The organism is Nocardioides sp. BGA-UO-ETr-FS32 (assembly GCF_059567905.1).
This window is the reverse complement of sequence record NZ_JCAQOX010000016.1, coordinates 119,526-135,251: the sequence shown is the minus strand read 5'-3', so window position 1 is coordinate 135,251 and position 15,726 is coordinate 119,526. Positions and strand designations below refer to the sequence as shown.

The window sequence follows — 15,726 nt, the reverse complement described above, 5'->3', positions numbered from 1 at the left end:
CCCTGCGTTTCGCACGAGTAACCCCAGGGGTGAGGCCGGGACCTCGGGGGGCCCTGCTGGCGGCCACCGGGCGGACGACCTGTAACACGCCCGAAACAATCGGGATACGGTCTAGAAACTGCCCCCGCCTAGCGTGAGGGCCACGGTGCAACGAGGCTCCGCTCCCGAACGCTGCAACTCGACGTGCGCGCGCCGCCGTCAAGGAGGAAGAACCGAATGTTCAACAACTCCGATGAGCTCCTGAAGTTCATCAAGGACGAGGGCGTCGAGATGGTCGACGTCCGCTTCTGCGACCTGCCCGGGGTGATGCAGCACTTCACCGTGCCGGTGTCCTCCTTCGACCAGTCGGTCTTCGACGACGGTCTCGCGTTCGACGGCTCGTCCATCCGCGGGTTCCAGGCGATCCACGAGTCCGACATGTCGCTCCTCCCGGACCCGACCACGGCCTACATCGACCCCTTCCGCGTCGCCAAGACGCTGGTCGTCAACTTCTTCATCCACGACCCGATCACGGGCGAGGCCTACTCGCGCGACCCGCGCAACATCGCCAAGAAGGCCATGGCCTACCTCGCCTCGACCGGCATCGGCGACACGGCGTACTTCGCGCCCGAGGCCGAGTTCTACGTGTTCGACAACGTGCGCTTCGAGACCTCCGCGAACGCCGGCTTCTACCACATCGACTCCGAGGCCGGCGCGTGGAACAGCGGCTCCGAGGACAACAACCGCGGCTACAAGGTCAAGTACAAGGGCGGCTACTTCCCCGTCGCCCCCTACGACCACTTCGGCGAGCTGCGCGACGAGATGGTCATCGAGATGGAGCGCGCCGGCCTGCACGTCGAGCGCGCCCACCACGAGGTCGGCACCGCCGGCCAGGCGGAGATCAACTACAAGTTCGACGAGCTGCTCAAGGCCGCCGACGACGTGATGAAGTTCAAGTACCTCGTCAAGAACGTCGCCTGGCGCAACGGCAAGACCGCCACCTTCATGCCCAAGCCGATCTTCGGTGACAACGGTTCCGGCATGCACTGCCACCAGTCCATCTGGAAGGACGGCGACCCGCTGTTCTACGACGAGACCGGGTACGCCGGCCTCTCGGACATGGCCCGCCACTACATCGGCGGCATCCTCAAGCACGCGCCGTCGCTGCTGGCCTTCACCAACCCGACGGTGAACTCCTACCACCGCCTGGTGCCGGGATTCGAGGCCCCGATCTCGCTGGTCTACTCCCAGCGCAACCGCTCCGCCTGCGTGCGCATCCCGATCACGGGCGCCAACCCGAAGGCCAAGCGCATCGAGTTCCGCTGCCCCGACCCGTCGGCCAACCCCTACCTCGCCTTCTCGGCGCTGCTGCTGGCCGGCATCGACGGCATCCAGAACAAGATCGAGCCCCCCGCTCCGATCGACAAGGACATCTACGAGCTGCCGCCGGACGAGATGGCCGAGATCGACCAGGTGCCGACCTCGCTCGGCGCGGTGATGGACAACCTGGAGAGGGACCACGAGTTCCTCACGGTCGGCAACGTCTTCACTCCCGACCTCATCGAGACCTGGATCGACTACAAGCGCCAGAACGAGATCCTGCCCGTGCAGCTGAGGCCGCACCCGCACGAGTTCGAGCTCTACTACGACATCTGACACCTAGCTCGATCTGTCAACGGGCAGAGTGAGGCGCCGCCGGCCGTGATGGGCCGGCGGCGCCTCGCTTCGTCCCGGGGACGGTCTACCGGGACTGCTCCGGCTGGACGAGCACCGACCTCCAAGCATCGCCGACCTTCGACGCGAGGAGGTCGATGTCCGGCGTGCTGGCTCCGTCCGCCGTGATGCCGAACGTCAACGTGTCGCAGTAGCTGAGCACCGCGAACCCGAGCCGCACCCGGTCCGCGATCGGCACCACCGGGAGCAGCTGACGGACCGGGCGGCCGAGGCAGGTCAGCGGGGTCCGAGGGCCGGGCACGTTGGTGGTCACCGTCGACACCTGCTGCTGGGGCAGCCGCAGCCCCCACCGCAGGCCGAGGTCCAGCACCGGGAACGGCAGCAGGCCTGCCAGCGCCTGCAGCACCACTCCCGCCTCGGGCTCGTGCGCCCGACGCAGGCTGGCGACGCGCTCGTGGACCTGCAGCACGCGCTCGACCGGGTCGTCGTGCTCGACCGGCAGCATCGACAGCATGAGCGTGACCTGGTTGCCGGGGAGACCGGCGGTGCCGGGTGCTCGTGCCGACACCGGCAGCAGGGTGCGCAGGGCGTGCGCGTCCGGCTGGCGTCCGCGCTCGAGCAGCAGCTCGCGCAAGCCGCCGCTGATCGCCGAGAGCACGAGGTCGTTCACCGTGACGCCGAGCTCGCGGCGTACGGCCGCGGTCTCGGCGATGCCGACCTCCGTCCACGCGTACCGTCGGGTCCCGTCGAGCGGACCGAGCAGGCCTTCGCCGGTCACCGGCAGCAGTGCCGTGCCGAGCGCGAGGGCGCCTCGAGCCGCGGCCACGAGGCTCCGTCCGGCCACGCCGGGCGCGGTCCCGGGCGGTGTCGGCGGCGGCGCGTCCGCGCCGGCCTCCGAGTCGAACACCACGCGGTAGAGACCTGTCCCGGACACGCCGTCGGCGAGGGTGTGGTGCACGCGCGAGAGCACTCCCCAGCGTCCGTCGGCGAGCCCGTCGCACAGGGTGACGTCCCAGAGCGGTCGATCGCGCTCCATCCGCTCCGCCATGACCTCGGCCACCAGTGACGCGACCTCCTCCCGGCCCCCGGGCGCCGGGACCCGTCGCACCGTGACGTGCTGGTGGATGTCGAAGTCGGGAGCCGCCTGCCACGACGGAGCGCGGAGCCCGAACCGGCCGGGCACGACCCGCTGCGTGTAGCGCGGCACCGTCGGCAACCGTGAGGCGACGACCTCACGGAGCTCGTCTATGCGCGGTGCGGGTCCGTCCAGCACCGCCAGCGAGCCGATCGCGAGGCACGCGGTCGGGTCGACGTCCTCAGCAGCGAGGAACGTGTAGGACAACGGCGTCAGGCGCTCCATGGTGACCTCCTCCTGCAGACCAGTCTGGGGGTCGTAGCGGCTCGGGGCCTCGGCCAACGGTCCCCGATCGGGCGTGACCTCCGGCCCTGACGCTCCGGTGTCGGCGCCGGAAGCATGACGACATGGCCCGTGCACGACATGTCGTACGTCCCGTCGATGACGTCTGGCTGGCGATGGACCAGCCGGACAACCTGATGGTCGTCGAGGGGTTGATGGTCGTCGACGGGGAGCTCGACCGCGACACGTACGTCCGGCTCCTGCACGAGCGCGTGCTCGACCGTTTTCCGCGGTTCCGCCAACGCGCGCAGCACGCCTGGCTGCCGTGGCCGGGCCAGTGGTGGGAGGACGACCCGTCCTTCGACCTCGACCGTCACGTCCGGGAGGTCCGGCTGCCCGCACCGGGCGACGACGCCGCCCTGGCGGACCACGTGTCGTCCTGCCTCTCCCGCGCCCTCGACCGGCAGCACCCGCCGTGGGAGGTGCACCTGATCCAGGGGTACGCGGGCGGCACGGCGATCTACACCCGGCTCCACCACGCGCTGGCCGACGGCACCGCCCTGTTCCGGGTCGTCCTCTCACTGGCGGACGAGGAGCTCACGCCGACGGAACCGGACGGCGACCGTACCGACCTCCTGCACGTCGCGCGGTCCGCGATGCGCGCCCTCTCCGGGACCGGCCGACTGCTGACGACGCCGATGGTCGCCGAGCGCCTCCTCCTCGCGCGCCGGCCCGCGTCGCCGCTCTCGATGCCGCCGCACCACGCCAAGCGCGCCGTGTGGACTGCATCGATCGACGTGGCCAGCCTGCGCGGGCTGCGCCGCGCGACCGGGACGACGGTCACCGACATCGTCATGGCCGCGCTGGCGGGAGCCCTGCGCCGGTGGCTGCTCGCCCACGGCACCGATCCCATGGTGGACGACCTGCCGACGATGGTGCCGGTCGACCTGCGCGGCTCTGCCGCGCTCCGGGCCGAGGACCTGGGCAACCAGTTCGCGCTGGTGCTGCTGGACCTGCCGGTCGGGGCCGACAGTCCGCTCGGCCGGCTCAACGAGACCGCGGCGCGGATGCGCGCCATCAAGGACTCGCCCGAGGCATGGCTGACGTACGGCCTGCTGGAGGGGATGGGCCTGATGCATCCGCGCCTGCGCGTCCACGCCACCAACTTCTTCGCCCGGAAGGCCACCGGGGTCACCACGAGCGTCCGCGGCCCGGACCAGCCGCTGCACCTGGCCTGCCTGCCCATCACGCGGTTGTGGGCGTGGGCACCGATGTCGGCCGACCAGAGCCTGTCGACCTCGATCGTGGGCTACGCCGGCAAGATCCACGTCGGCTTCAAGGTGGACGCCTCCACCGTGCCGGACCCCGAGGCGTTGGTCGCCGGGCTGCAGGCGGAGGTCGCGGAGCTCATCGCGCTCGCGCCCCCTGGATGAGGTGTTCCCGTCTTGGGCGGGACCTTCGTCCCGGCTGGCTGGTGACCGGAGGCCCTGCTGCCGGCGCCGCGGACGCGGGAGTCTGGGAGCAACCCAGAAACCCACCATCCGAGGAGGAGATGACGATGAACGTCATCCACCGCCAGCACCACATCAGCACCGAGGGCGTCACCACCGTCGAGACCCGGGAGGTCCGCAGCACCGGCCTCGCACGCGCCCTCGCCGTTCTGCGGATCGCCTTCGGAATCACCTTCCTGTGGGCCTTCCTCGACAAGACCTTCGCCCTCGGCTTCCACACCGGCTACGACCAGGAAGGCAACCTGGACCGGTTCGGAGACGCGGCGTGGATCAACGGCGGCAGCCCCACCGAGGGCTTCCTCAGCTTCGGTGTCCCCGCCGACAACCCCTTCCACGGCTTCTTCACCGGCCTCGCCGGCCAGGCCTGGGTCGACTGGCTGTTCATGATCGGCCTGCTCGGCATCGGCGTGACCCTCCTGCTCGGGGTCGCGATGCGGATCGGCACCGCGGCAGGCGCACTCATGTACGCCTTCATGTACGCCGCCGTGCTCCCCCTGGAGAACAACCCGGTCGTCGACGACCACCTCGTCGGCATCATCGTGATGGCCGTCCTCGTCCTCGGCGCGGCCGGCACCACGTGGGGGCTGGGTCACTGGTGGAACCGCACGGACGTGGTGCAGAAGTACCCCGCCCTGAGGTGACACCAGTCCCTCACCGGACCCGGCGCCGTCCCCCCGGCGCCGGGTCCTCTGGCGTGCCCGGGGGCTTCTTGCCCAGGAGGCAGGGGGTTCTAGAGTCGGTGACAGCGCCGACGACGAGGAGAGTCAACCCATGAGGATCACCGGTGCCGTTCTCGAGGAGGTCGGCCGACCCGGACCGTGGGCGGGGACCCGTCCGCTGACGGTGGGCGAGCTCGACCTCGACGACCCGGGTGAAGGCGAGGTCCTCGTCCGGATCACGGCTGCCGGGGTGTGCCACTCCGACCTGTCCGTGGTCAACGGCGACCGGGTCCGTCCCGTCCCGATGCTGCTGGGCCACGAGGCCAGCGGCCGGGTCGTCGCCCGCGGCGCCGGGGTGTCCGACCTCGCGGTCGGCCAGCAGGTCGTCATGACCTTCCTCCCCCGCTGCGGGGAGTGCGCGGGCTGTGCGACCGGCGGCCGCCTGCCCTGTGTCCCCGGCTCGGCCAGCAACACCGCCGGCGAGCTGCTCGGAGGCGGACGCCGGCTGAGCCGCGACGGAGCCCCGCTGCACCACCATCTCGGAGTGTCGGCCTTCGCCACCCACGCCGTGGTGGACACCCGCTCGGTCGTCGCCGTCGAAGATGACGTGCCGCCGGACGTCGCTGCCGTCCTCGGGTGCGCGGTGCTCACCGGCGGCGGCGCCCTGCTCAACGCGGCCCCACCCGAGCCGGGGCAGAGCGTCATGGTCGTCGGGCTCGGCGGCGTGGGCATGGCGGCGCTGCTCACCGCCCTCGCGCTCGGCTGCGGGGACGTGGTCGCGGTGGACGGGGTCGCCGCAAAACGCGACCACGCCAGGGAGCTCGGAGCGACCACCGTCCTGGCCCCGGGCGAGCTGGCCTCCAGCGGAGTCAGGTGCGACGTCGTCATCGAGGCGGCCGGCAACGCCCGGGCCTTCGAGTCGGCGGTCGGCGCCACGGCCCCGGGAGGCCGTACGGTCACCGTGGGCCTGCCGCCCCCCGACGCCGTCGCAGGGGTCTCCCCCCTGCTCCTGGTGGCCGAGGCGCGCACGGTGATCGGCAGCTACCTCGGGTCGGCCGTTCCCGCCAGGGACATCCCGGTCTTCGCCCAGTGGTGGCGTGAGGGTCGACTCCCGGTCGAGGCACTGGTCTCCTCCCGCATCGCACTCGACGACATCAACCGGGCGATGGACGAGCTCGCTGCCGGAACCGCCCTGCGCCAGATCATCGAGCTCTGAGGACCGGAGCGGCGGGCGCCTATCGGCTCCCCGACTCCATGTACGTCTTGAGGTCGACCCAGTTGCGGCGCTCCCAGGTCGGCCCGAGCAGGGCCAGCACCGGCGACAGCAGCCGCATGGGTCCGACGAGACCCATGTCCCAGTCCCACCTCAGCCGCGTCCCGCCCTCGACCTCCTGGAAGGTCAGCGTGCCGTCCACCCGCATGTACGACGAGGCCACGCGGTTGTGGAGACGGCGTGGTCGCTCGTACTCCACGATGGTCAGTGTCATCTCGCCCCGCGCGCCCGTCCCCTTGGGCTCGGCCACGAACCGGGCGCCGGGGCCGACCGGTCCCGGGCTCACCTTCTCGGCACGGACGATCCGTGGGTTGTACCTCGGTTCGTTCCGCTCGTCGGCGACCAGGTCGAAGACTTCCTCTACCGGCGCGTCGATGGTGACCTCCCCTGCGATGCGGGTCATCGCCCTACCTCGTGCCGGGATCTGCGGGACCGGTCGCCGTTCGGGACCTGGCTCATGACACGTGCTCCCGTCATCCGCGGGAGTGCCCGTGTGGCCACGACCTCGCCGGGGCCGCCCGCTCCCTCGTCCCAACGGTAGGTCCACGCATTCCGCGCGGGCAGAGTCGAAGGTCCCGACGGGGTCCCAGGCACTCCACCCTCGCCTGTACGGGCCCGGACGTTCGCCGTCGGCCGGTGCCCGGGTGGTCGACCGGATCGACGAAGGAGGCTGGCACGGCGTCGCCAGCTCTGGCACGTTGGTGACGTGACCGCCGAGGCTGCCCCCACCGCCGCCCCACGAGACTGGAGCGCCGAGCCGGCGGACGTGCTGCTCGCCGACGGCACGATCGCCGTGATCCGGTCCTTGCACGAGGACGACCGCGACGCCGTCCTCGAGCTGCACGAGTCGGTCTCGGTGGACACGCTGCGACTGCGCTTCTTCTCCCCCAACCGGGAAGCCGGCCGGCTCTACGTCGACCACCTCTTCGCTCCGGACAACACCCAGTCGGCCGCGCTCGTGGCGCTCGTCCGCGGCCGGGTCGCCGGCCTGGCGACCGCCGAGCTGCTCTCCCCGGACAGCGCCGAGGTCGCCTTCCTGGTCGCCGACCAGGACCGTGGCCGCGGCTTGGGCAGCCTGTTGCTCGAGCACCTCGCCGCCCTCGGGCGGAGCCACGGGGTCAGCCGCTTCGAGGCCGAGGTCCTCAGCGACAACTACGGCATGCTGCGGGTCTTCCGCGCGGCCGGGTTCGCGGCCACCCGCACGAGCGTCGCCGGCGAGGTGGTGGTCGAGCTGCGTACGGACGCCTCCCGCGAGGCCGTGGAGGCCGCGGACCAGCGCGAGTGGCGGTCCGCGTCACGCTCCCTCCGCCCGCTGCTCCACCCCAGCAGCGTGGCGGTCGTCGGCGTACGACGCTCCGCGGGCGGCTTCGGCCACGGCGTGCTCGAGGCGATCCGGAGCTCGCCCTACAGCGGGACGCTCCACGTGATCCACCCGGAGGCGGAGTCGATCGACGGCCTCCCCGCCAGCCGCAGCCTCGGCGAGCTCGACGGCCCCGTCGACCTCGTCGTGGTCGCCGTCCCGGCCGACGGGGTGGCCGACGTGCTCCGCGACGCCGCCGCGAACGGCGCCGGTGCCGCCGTGGTGATCTCGTCCGGCTTCTCCGGCACCGGGAGCGAGGACCGTCGACTGGAGCTGCTGGGCATCGCCCGTGCGCACAGCCTGCGCCTGGTCGGTCCCAACTCCCAGGGCGTCCTAGACAACGGCGACGGCCTCAACGCGACGCTGCTCCACGACGTGCCCGAGGTCGGCGGCCTGGCGGTCGCCTCCCAGTCCGGTGGGATGGGCTTCGCGCTCCTCGACCTCGCCCGCGACGTCGGCCTCGGGGTGCAGTCCTTCGTCTCACTGGGCGACAAGGTCGACGTCTCCAGCAACGACCTGCTCGCCGCGTGGATGGACGACGACGCGGTCGCGGCCGGTGCCCTCTACCTCGAGTCGTTCGGCAACGCCCTCAAGTTCGCTCGCACCGCTCGCCGCTTCGCCGAGCAGAAGCCGCTCCTGGCCGTGGTCGGCGGCCGGTCCCGGGCCCGACAGGACCCGACCGCCTCGTCCACCGTCGGCGTGGGCGTGGACGCGCTGCTCGACCAGTCCGGCGTGATCGCCTGCCGGACCGGCGCCGAGCTGACCGAGACCGCGCTGCTGCTCGTGGAGCAGCCGCTACCCTCCGGGCTGCGGGTGTGCATCGTGTCCAACACGGGTGGCGTGGGCGCGCTGACGACCGACCGGGCCGACCACCAAGGAATGGCTGTCACCACGACCTCCGACGAGCTGGGTGCCGCCCTGCGCGCGGCGGTCCCCGGCGCGGTCGACGTCCGCAACCCGGTCGACCTCGGAGCCGACGTCACGCCCGGGCAGCTGACGGCCGCGCTGCGCGAGGTGCTCGACGCCGGCGAGGCCGACGCCGTGCTGGTCCTGCTGGTCGCCAACCGGCTCACCGACCGCGACGCGCTGTTCGCGGCCGTGTCGCGGGCGCGGCCCTCGGGCCCCGACGTACCGCTGCTCCTGGTCGCGCCCGGGGCGGCGTTCGACGCGGCCCGAGGCCTCCCGGGCGTCACCGCCTATCGCACGACCGACGCGGCGATCGGGGCGTTGGGTCGGGCCATGCGGTACGCCGCATGGCGACGCGTCCCGCCGGACCGACCGGAGGTCGAGCTCGGCACCCGTGGTGTCCACGCCCGCACCTGGGTGAGGTCACGACTGGCCGCCCGCAGCGGCGAGCCGGAGTGGCTCGCACCCTCCGCCCAGGCAGAGCTGCTGGCGCCGTACGGCATCCACCTCGTCGGCCACCTCGCCGCCGGCCCCGACGAGGCGGAAGCGGTCGCGGCAGAGATCGGCTACCCGGTGGCCGTCAAGGTGGCCGACCCGGCTGTGCTGCACAAGTCCGACCGTGGGCTCGTCCGCATCGATGTGCGGACCGGCAGGGAGGTCGCCGACGCCGTACGACGCTTCGGTGAGGAGCTGGGCCACGACCGGGTCGACGTGCTGGTGCAGCCGCTGGTGCTCGGCCACGTCGCCTCGGTGGGCCTGGTGCGCGACCCTCAGCTCGGCCCGCTGGTCCGGGTCGGCGGCGGGGCCGCGGGACCGGTCGGCAGCTGGGCCGAGGAGGTGCTGCTGCTGCCGCCCGTCGAGGCGGCCGACGCCGCCCGCGCCGTACGAGCGCTGCGGATCTGGCCACAGCTGGTGGGTGACCGCGGCCTGGAGGAGGTGGACCTCGCTCCGCTCGAGTCGCTGGTGATGTCCGTGGGACGACTGGCCGTCGACGTGCCCCATGTCGCGGACCTCACGCTCGAGCCCGTCGTCCTCAACGCGCACGGGCTCTTCTGCGTCGACGTGAAGGTCCGCATCGCCGAGCCGCCCGAGCTCGACACCGGCGTGCCGCGGCGGCTGCGCTCCTGACGTCCAGTCCCGGGCGAGGCGGCTGGTGATGACGGCGCCGACGACGAGGAGATCGGCTACTTCACGACCGCGTCGACGGTCTTCTTCAGGGCGCTCGGTGCTGCTGGGGTGCGTGGCGCCTTGGCCTTGGCCTCAGCCATCTCCGCGCCGATCTCCTGGAGCTGCTTGCGGCCCAGGCCTTCGCGGACCTGCGGGAACCACTCCTTCTCCTCCTCCTCGATGTGATGGCGCACGTTCTCGATCAGCACCGTGGTCTTGGCGGTGAAGCGCTCGGCGTCAGGCTTCATCCCGGCCAGCTCCATGACAAGGACGTCGGCGACGTGATGCTCCTCGTAGGACTCGAGCACGTCGTCCTCGAGCTCGGGCAGCAACTCCCGCACGCGGGGGTACATGACCTCGTTCTCGATGTAGGTGTGGACGGTCAGGAGCTCGATCATGCGACTGACCAGCTGGCCTTTGCGAACGTGTGCGTCCGGACCAAGCTTCTCGAAGTCCTTGAACGTCTTGAGGATCTCCTTGTGGTCGTTCTTCAACAGCACGATGGCGTCAGTGGACATGTGAGCCTCTCTGATCGGTCGGCAGGGCGGCTGTTCAGCCGGTTCCAGTGTCTCCGGACTCCGGGTGTGCCGCCCCACCCGCAGGGACCACTGGGGCGCTCGACTTGCGGATGGACGGCGGTGATCGGCGCCCCAAGCGTCCGCAGCTCGTGGGTGGTTCGCTCGCCCTCGTGTTCGCTGGCCGATGGGGTCGGGCCTTCTCGAACGGCAACGAACGGGCCTCGCGCACGCGGGCGGCCCCGCCACCTGGTGGGCGGCGGGGTGTGGGGCGGGGTCATCGTCGGCGTGGTCGCGGGACGTCCGGCGGTGCGGGTAGATCGATCGCGGTGGTGCCGGCGCGGTCGCGTCGGTAGCGGTGGCCGTGGGGTGAGGTCCACTCGAAGATCCCGGGCGAGGTCATCTCGTAGCGCCAGGCGGAGTGGGTCTTGAGCCGATGGTGGAAGCGGCACAGGCAGGCGAGGTTGTCGGTCTGCGTGGGGCCGGGCTGGGGTCTGCCTTCGGCCTCGGCGTCGTGGTCGTACTCGACGACGTGGTCGACGTCGCAGCCACGGGCCGGGCGCGTGCACCGTGGAAACACGCACGTGCGGTCGCGGAGCTGGACTTGCTCGCGGATCGGGGCGGGAATCTCGTAGCCCTGCGCGGTGAGCTGGGCGTTGAGGTCGATGACGGGCTTGACGGTGACCTTGGTGCGCGAGTCGGCGCACCACGAGCGGATCTGCTCGAGCAGCACGAGTCGCTGCCCGTTCTCCATCCGTCCGGTGGGACCGAATACGGTGGTGTCGCCGGAGAAGGTGGCGTCGAAGTGAGCGTGGATCACGACCTCACGAGCGGCAGGCAGGTTCGGCCCCTCGGCGTCGCCGTCCTCACCCCTGTCTTCGGTGGATGAGGTGCGAGCGGAGCGAGCCTCGAAACCACCCTCCCGGGCTGCACCGTCCTGGAAGGCGAGGTCGAGTGCGGTCTGGGTACGCGCGAGCTCCCCCAGCGCTTTGGCGCGTCGTGCGTCGAGGGGCAGCTGGGAGCCGAGCGCCTTCTGAGTGGCAGCGCCGTGGGCGACGGCACGGTCGAGGTCGAGGGCGTCGGCGATGTCGACCTCCGCCTCGATGCGCATCGTCCCGGCGTAGTGCACGTCATCCTTGTTCACGGTGACGTGTCGGGGGTCGACGTGCTGCCACCCGTCCTCGGGGTCCGCGGTGGGGTCGGCGGTGGCGAGGTCGTAGCGCTTGATCGTCTCGGCCATCAGCCGGTCGAGCTGCGCGGACCCGATGCGCCCGGCGACGGCGGCGACCTGGGAGTCGACGAACCCCGCCGCCTCCCGAGTCAGCGCGGGCGACGAGTGGATGGTGGTGTCAGCAACAACCCTCGCCCGCCAGGCCGGCACGCGTCCGGCGTGGACCTGCTCCCACAATCGCGGCAGGCGGTGGCGCAGCTCGAGGGCGTGACCGACGAGCTTCTTCGCCGCCGTCGTCGAGATGCCGAGGGTGGCGCCGAGCTCCGCGACGCAGAACTCCGCCACCAAGGGAGCGCCTTCTCCCGCAATGGGCTCCTCGTGCTCACACCCCGGCACGGTGAACGAGGCCGCATCATGGATCGACTCGGGCGGGTGCAAGTCTGCCCACCGGGCGGCGAGCACGAGCTGGCGGGCGGCCTCGGCGTTCTCGAGCTCGCGGGACGCCTTGATCGAGGCGAGCAGCTCGGAGGCCGAGAGGTCGTCTGCGACCCCTCGTGCCTCGGCTGACAGTGCGTCGATCATGTGTTCGAGTGTACGGAACGCCACCGACAGTGGTCGCGTGCCATGTCTCAGGACATCGGTGACACATCAAGGGTGTGTGGTGGTGACAGTTCTGGCTCTCGTGGGCGGTGCCGCAACCAACGAGCCTGTCGATTTTCGTGTCCGCCTCGCGACCTTCTCTGAGATCAGGACCGGGGTCCGCAACCAGGGCGCGGCCGCGGCTCTCGCGCCGGGACTCCGTCCCCGAACACCGGGACCGACACCAGGAGCAGCAGACGCTGCGAGCCGTCACCCGGATCGCTTCACGACCTCCAGGGCCTGGCGGGCGATCTCCCACTCCTCGTCGGTGGGCACGACGAGCACGGCGACGTCCGACCCGTCGGCCGAGACCGCTCGCGCGTCCGTCGACCGCGCGTCGTTGCGTACGGGATCGAGGACGATGCCGAGCCGCTCCAGGCCGCTGAGGGCCGCCGCCCTGAGCTCCGCGCTGTGCTCTCCGACGCCGCCGGTGAGGACGACCGCGTGGACCTCGCCGAGCGCGGCGTAGTAGGCGCCGACGTACTTGCGCACGCGGTAGGCGTAGACGTCGAACGCGAGCGTGGCTGCCGCGTCGCCCGCGGCACGCCGCCGGGTGACCTCGCGGAAGTCGTTGACGCCGGACAGGCCCAACAGGCCCGACTCCCGGTAGAGCGCCCGGTCGATCTCGTCGAGGGACCACCCGAGCTCACGGTGCAGGTGACCGTGGATCGCCGGGTCGAGGTCACCGGAGCGGGTGCCCATCACCAGCCCCTCGAGGGGGGTGAAGCCCATCGAGGTGTCGACGGACCGTCCACCACGGACCGCGGCGGCGGACGCGCCGTTGCCGAGGTGCAGCACCACGAGGTTGGTTTCCTCCACCGCACGGCCAAGCAGCTCCGCGGCGCGGCGCGACACGAAGGCGTACGACGTGCCGTGGAAGCCGTAGCGCCGGATCCGGTGCTCCTCACGCCAGGCCACCGGCACGGCGTAGGTGTAGGCGTGCTCGGGCATCGTCTGGTGGAAGGCGGTGTCGAAGACCGCGACCTGCGGCACCTCGGGGAACAGCTGCAGCGCGACCCGCAGACCCTCCAGGTTGGCCGGGTTGTGCAGGGGCGCGAGCGGGACGAGGTCCTCGACGGTGCCGAGCAGCCGGTCGTCGACGACGACCGGCTCGGCGAAGAGGTCGCCGCCGTGCACGACGCGGTGGCCCACCGCGGCCAGGCCGTCGCGGTCGATCGCGGGACCGTGGCGGTCGAAGGCACCCAGCGCCGAGCGGAGCGCGTCCTCGAAGTCCGCGACGCGACGCTCCTCGGTGTGACGCTGCCCGTCGACCGAGTGCGTGATCGTCCCGCTGTCCTCGCCGATCCGCTCCACGGAACCGGACGCCTCGGCGACGCCCGAGACGCCGTCGAGGAGTCGGTACTTCAACGAGGACGACCCAGCGTTGAGGACGAGCACCCGGTCCGTCACGACCGCTCCTGGGCCTGGATCGCGGTGATCGCGACCGTGTTGACGATGTCTCGCACCAACGCGCCGCGCGAGAGGTCGTTGACCGGCTTGCGGAGGCCCTGCAGCACCGGGCCGACTGCCAGTGCGCCGGCCGAGCGCTGCACGGCCTTGTAGGTGTTGTTGCCCGTGTTGAGGTCGGGGAAGATGAAGACCGTGGCTCGCCCGGCCACGGCCGAGTCGGGCAGCTTGGTCCGCGCGACCGCGGCGTCGATCGCGGCGTCGTACTGGATCGGCCCCTCGACGAGCAGGTCCGGCGCTCGCTCGCGGACCCGAGCCGTCGCCTCGGTCACCTTCTCGACGTCGGTGCCGCTGCCAGAGGTGCCGGTCGAGTAGGACAGCATGGCGACCCGCGGCTCGACGCCGAAGGCAGCTGCGGTGCGGGCCGACGCGATGGCGATGTCGGCCAGCTGGGTGGCGGTGGGGTCGGGGTTGACCGCGCAGTCGCCGTAGACGAGCACCTGGTCGCGCAGGCACATGAAGAACACCGAGGACACCACCGACACCTCGGGGACCGTGCGGATCACCTCGAGCGCCGGGCGGATGGTGTGCGCCGTGGTGTGCACGGCTCCGGACACCATCCCGTCGGCGAGCCCGAGCTCGACCATCATCGTGCCGAAGTAGGAGACGTCGACGACGATGTCGCGGGCGGCCTCGAGGTCGATGCCCTTGTGCGCGCGCCGCTGGTGGTACTCCTGCGCGAACCGCTCGCGCAGCTCCTCGTCGTAGGGGCTGAGCAGCCGGGCCCCGGAGACGTCGATGCCGAGGTTGGCGGCCTTGGCGCGCACGATCATCGGGTCGCCGAGCAGGGTCAGGTCGGCGACGTTGCGGCGCAGGAGGATGTCGGCTGCGCGGAGGATCCGCTCCTCCTCCCCCTCGGGCAGGACGATGTGACGGCGGTCGGCGATCGCGCGGTCGAGGACCTGGTGCTCGAACATCAGTGGCGTCACGACCGAGGTGCGGGCCAGCTCGAGACCGTCCATCAGCTCGTCGCCGTCGACGTGGTCGGCGAAGAGGGTCAACGCCGTCGCGATCTTGCGCGGCGAGTCCTTGTCCAGCCGGCCACGGCGGTTGGTCAGCGCGGTCGAGGTGGCGTGGGTGCCGAGGTCGGTGGCGATCATCGGCAGGGCCACCTCGAGCCCGTCCAGCAGTCGCCCCACCTGCTCGGGCAGCTCGAGCCCGCCGTTGAGGACGATGCCCGAGAGCTGCGGGAAGCTGGCGGACTGGTGCGCCGTGAGGACGCCGAGGACCACCTCGGGACGGTCTCCGGGGGTGACGACGAGCGCCCCGTCGAAGAGCCGGTCCAGCACGTTGGGCAGGGTCATCGCCGCGACGACGAGGCCGGGCACCTCGCGGGCCAGCTGGCTCTCGTCGCCGCGCACCAGGCGGCCGTCGCAGGCCGCCATCAGGTCGCCCACGGACGGTGAGCTGAGCAGGGGCTGCTCGGGCAGGGCGAAGGCCGGCACGCCCTTGCGCCGCAGCGCCGCAGCGGTCCGGTCGGTGGCCTCGGGGTCGACCCGGTTGGCGATGACGGCGAACAGCGTCGCGTGGTTGGCGGCGAGCTCGGCCTCCGCCATCGCCGCCGCCGTGCACAGCTGGTCGACGTCGCGCCCCTGGCCGTTGAGGACCAGCAGCACCGGGGCGCCGAGGTTGGCGGCGACCCGGGCGTTGAAGGCGAACTCCGCCGGAGCCCCGACGTCGGTGTAGTCGCTGCCGACGACCACCACGGCGTCACTCTGCTCTGCGACCTGGTGGTAGCGCGCGACGATGCGCTCCATCGCGCTGTCGGGGTCGGCGTGCACGTCGTCGTAGCTCACGCCCGCGCACTCGTCGTACGTCAGGGAGACGGCGTCGTGCGAGACCAGCAGGTCGAGGACGTAGTCGTGGACCTCGCCCGTCGACGCCTCGGCCCTGACCACCGGCCGGAAGACCGCCACCCGCGCCACCCGGCGGGACAACTGCTCCAGCACCCCGAGCGCCACCGCGGACTTGCCGGTGAACCCCTCGACGCCGGCGACGTACACGCTGCGTGCCATGGCCCGAGCCTAGCGACCGGCCTCGGGACCCGG

The 15,726-nt window shown here is 71.6% G+C and carries 11 protein-coding genes; 5 read left to right on the top strand and 6 right to left on the bottom strand.

Annotated elements, in window-relative coordinates:
- The first annotated feature begins 216 nt into the window (after nucleotides 1-216).
- On the top strand, nucleotides 217-1,635 hold the full coding sequence (glnA, locus tag AC57BS_RS18280) for a type I glutamate--ammonia ligase (protein ID WP_496412875.1): 1,419 nt from the start codon (nucleotides 217-219) through the stop codon (nucleotides 1,633-1,635).
- A gap of 85 nt (nucleotides 1,636-1,720) precedes the next feature.
- On the opposite strand, the gene AC57BS_RS18275 is transcribed toward glnA, so the two are convergent.
- Complete coding sequence (locus AC57BS_RS18275) at nucleotides 1,721-3,013, bottom strand: wax ester/triacylglycerol synthase domain-containing protein (protein ID WP_496412874.1); 1,293 nt, start codon at nucleotides 3,011-3,013, stop codon at nucleotides 1,721-1,723.
- Nucleotides 3,014-3,135: 122 nt separating this feature from the next.
- On the opposite strand from AC57BS_RS18275, the gene AC57BS_RS18270 reads away from it, so the two are divergent.
- From AC57BS_RS18270 to AC57BS_RS18260, 3 genes are all read left to right on the top strand, one after another.
- Nucleotides 3,136-4,443: a wax ester/triacylglycerol synthase family O-acyltransferase gene (locus AC57BS_RS18270; RefSeq protein WP_496412873.1), complete on the top strand. Its 1,308-nt coding sequence runs from the start codon at nucleotides 3,136-3,138 to the stop codon at nucleotides 4,441-4,443.
- Between the two features lie 125 nt (nucleotides 4,444-4,568).
- Nucleotides 4,569-5,162: a hypothetical protein gene (locus AC57BS_RS18265; protein WP_496412872.1), complete on the top strand. Its 594-nt coding sequence runs from the start codon at nucleotides 4,569-4,571 to the stop codon at nucleotides 5,160-5,162.
- A gap of 130 nt (nucleotides 5,163-5,292) precedes the next feature.
- Nucleotides 5,293-6,396: an alcohol dehydrogenase catalytic domain-containing protein gene (locus tag AC57BS_RS18260; RefSeq protein ID WP_496412871.1), complete on the top strand. Its 1,104-nt coding sequence runs from the start codon at nucleotides 5,293-5,295 to the stop codon at nucleotides 6,394-6,396.
- 19 nt (nucleotides 6,397-6,415) lie between these two features.
- Here AC57BS_RS18260 and AC57BS_RS18255 read toward each other — a convergent pair whose 3' ends face one another.
- Nucleotides 6,416-6,856: an SRPBCC family protein gene (locus AC57BS_RS18255; protein ID WP_496412870.1), complete on the bottom strand. Its 441-nt coding sequence runs from the start codon at nucleotides 6,854-6,856 to the stop codon at nucleotides 6,416-6,418.
- Between the two features lie 303 nt (nucleotides 6,857-7,159).
- Between AC57BS_RS18255 and AC57BS_RS18250 the strand changes: the two genes are divergently transcribed.
- Nucleotides 7,160-9,847: a bifunctional acetate--CoA ligase family protein/GNAT family N-acetyltransferase gene (locus AC57BS_RS18250; protein WP_496412869.1), complete on the top strand. Its 2,688-nt coding sequence runs from the start codon at nucleotides 7,160-7,162 to the stop codon at nucleotides 9,845-9,847.
- 56 nt (nucleotides 9,848-9,903) lie between these two features.
- Here AC57BS_RS18250 and AC57BS_RS18245 read toward each other — a convergent pair whose 3' ends face one another.
- From AC57BS_RS18245 to pta, 4 genes are all read right to left on the bottom strand, one after another.
- The gene (locus AC57BS_RS18245) at nucleotides 9,904-10,404 is read right to left on the bottom strand and encodes a hemerythrin domain-containing protein (RefSeq protein ID WP_496412868.1); all 501 of its coding nucleotides are present in this window, start codon (nucleotides 10,402-10,404) and stop codon (nucleotides 9,904-9,906) included.
- 274 nt (nucleotides 10,405-10,678) lie between these two features.
- On the bottom strand, nucleotides 10,679-12,154 hold the full coding sequence (locus tag AC57BS_RS18240) for an HNH endonuclease signature motif containing protein (protein ID WP_496412867.1): 1,476 nt from the start codon (nucleotides 12,152-12,154) through the stop codon (nucleotides 10,679-10,681).
- 267 nt (nucleotides 12,155-12,421) lie between these two features.
- On the bottom strand, nucleotides 12,422-13,621 hold the full coding sequence (locus AC57BS_RS18235; RefSeq protein WP_496412866.1) for an acetate/propionate family kinase: 1,200 nt from the start codon (nucleotides 13,619-13,621) through the stop codon (nucleotides 12,422-12,424).
- On the bottom strand, nucleotides 13,618-15,693 hold the full coding sequence (gene pta, locus AC57BS_RS18230; RefSeq protein WP_496412865.1) for a phosphate acetyltransferase: 2,076 nt from the start codon (nucleotides 15,691-15,693) through the stop codon (nucleotides 13,618-13,620). Before pta ends, AC57BS_RS18235 begins: the two co-directional genes overlap by 4 nt.
- Between the last annotated feature and the right edge of the window lie 33 nt (nucleotides 15,694-15,726).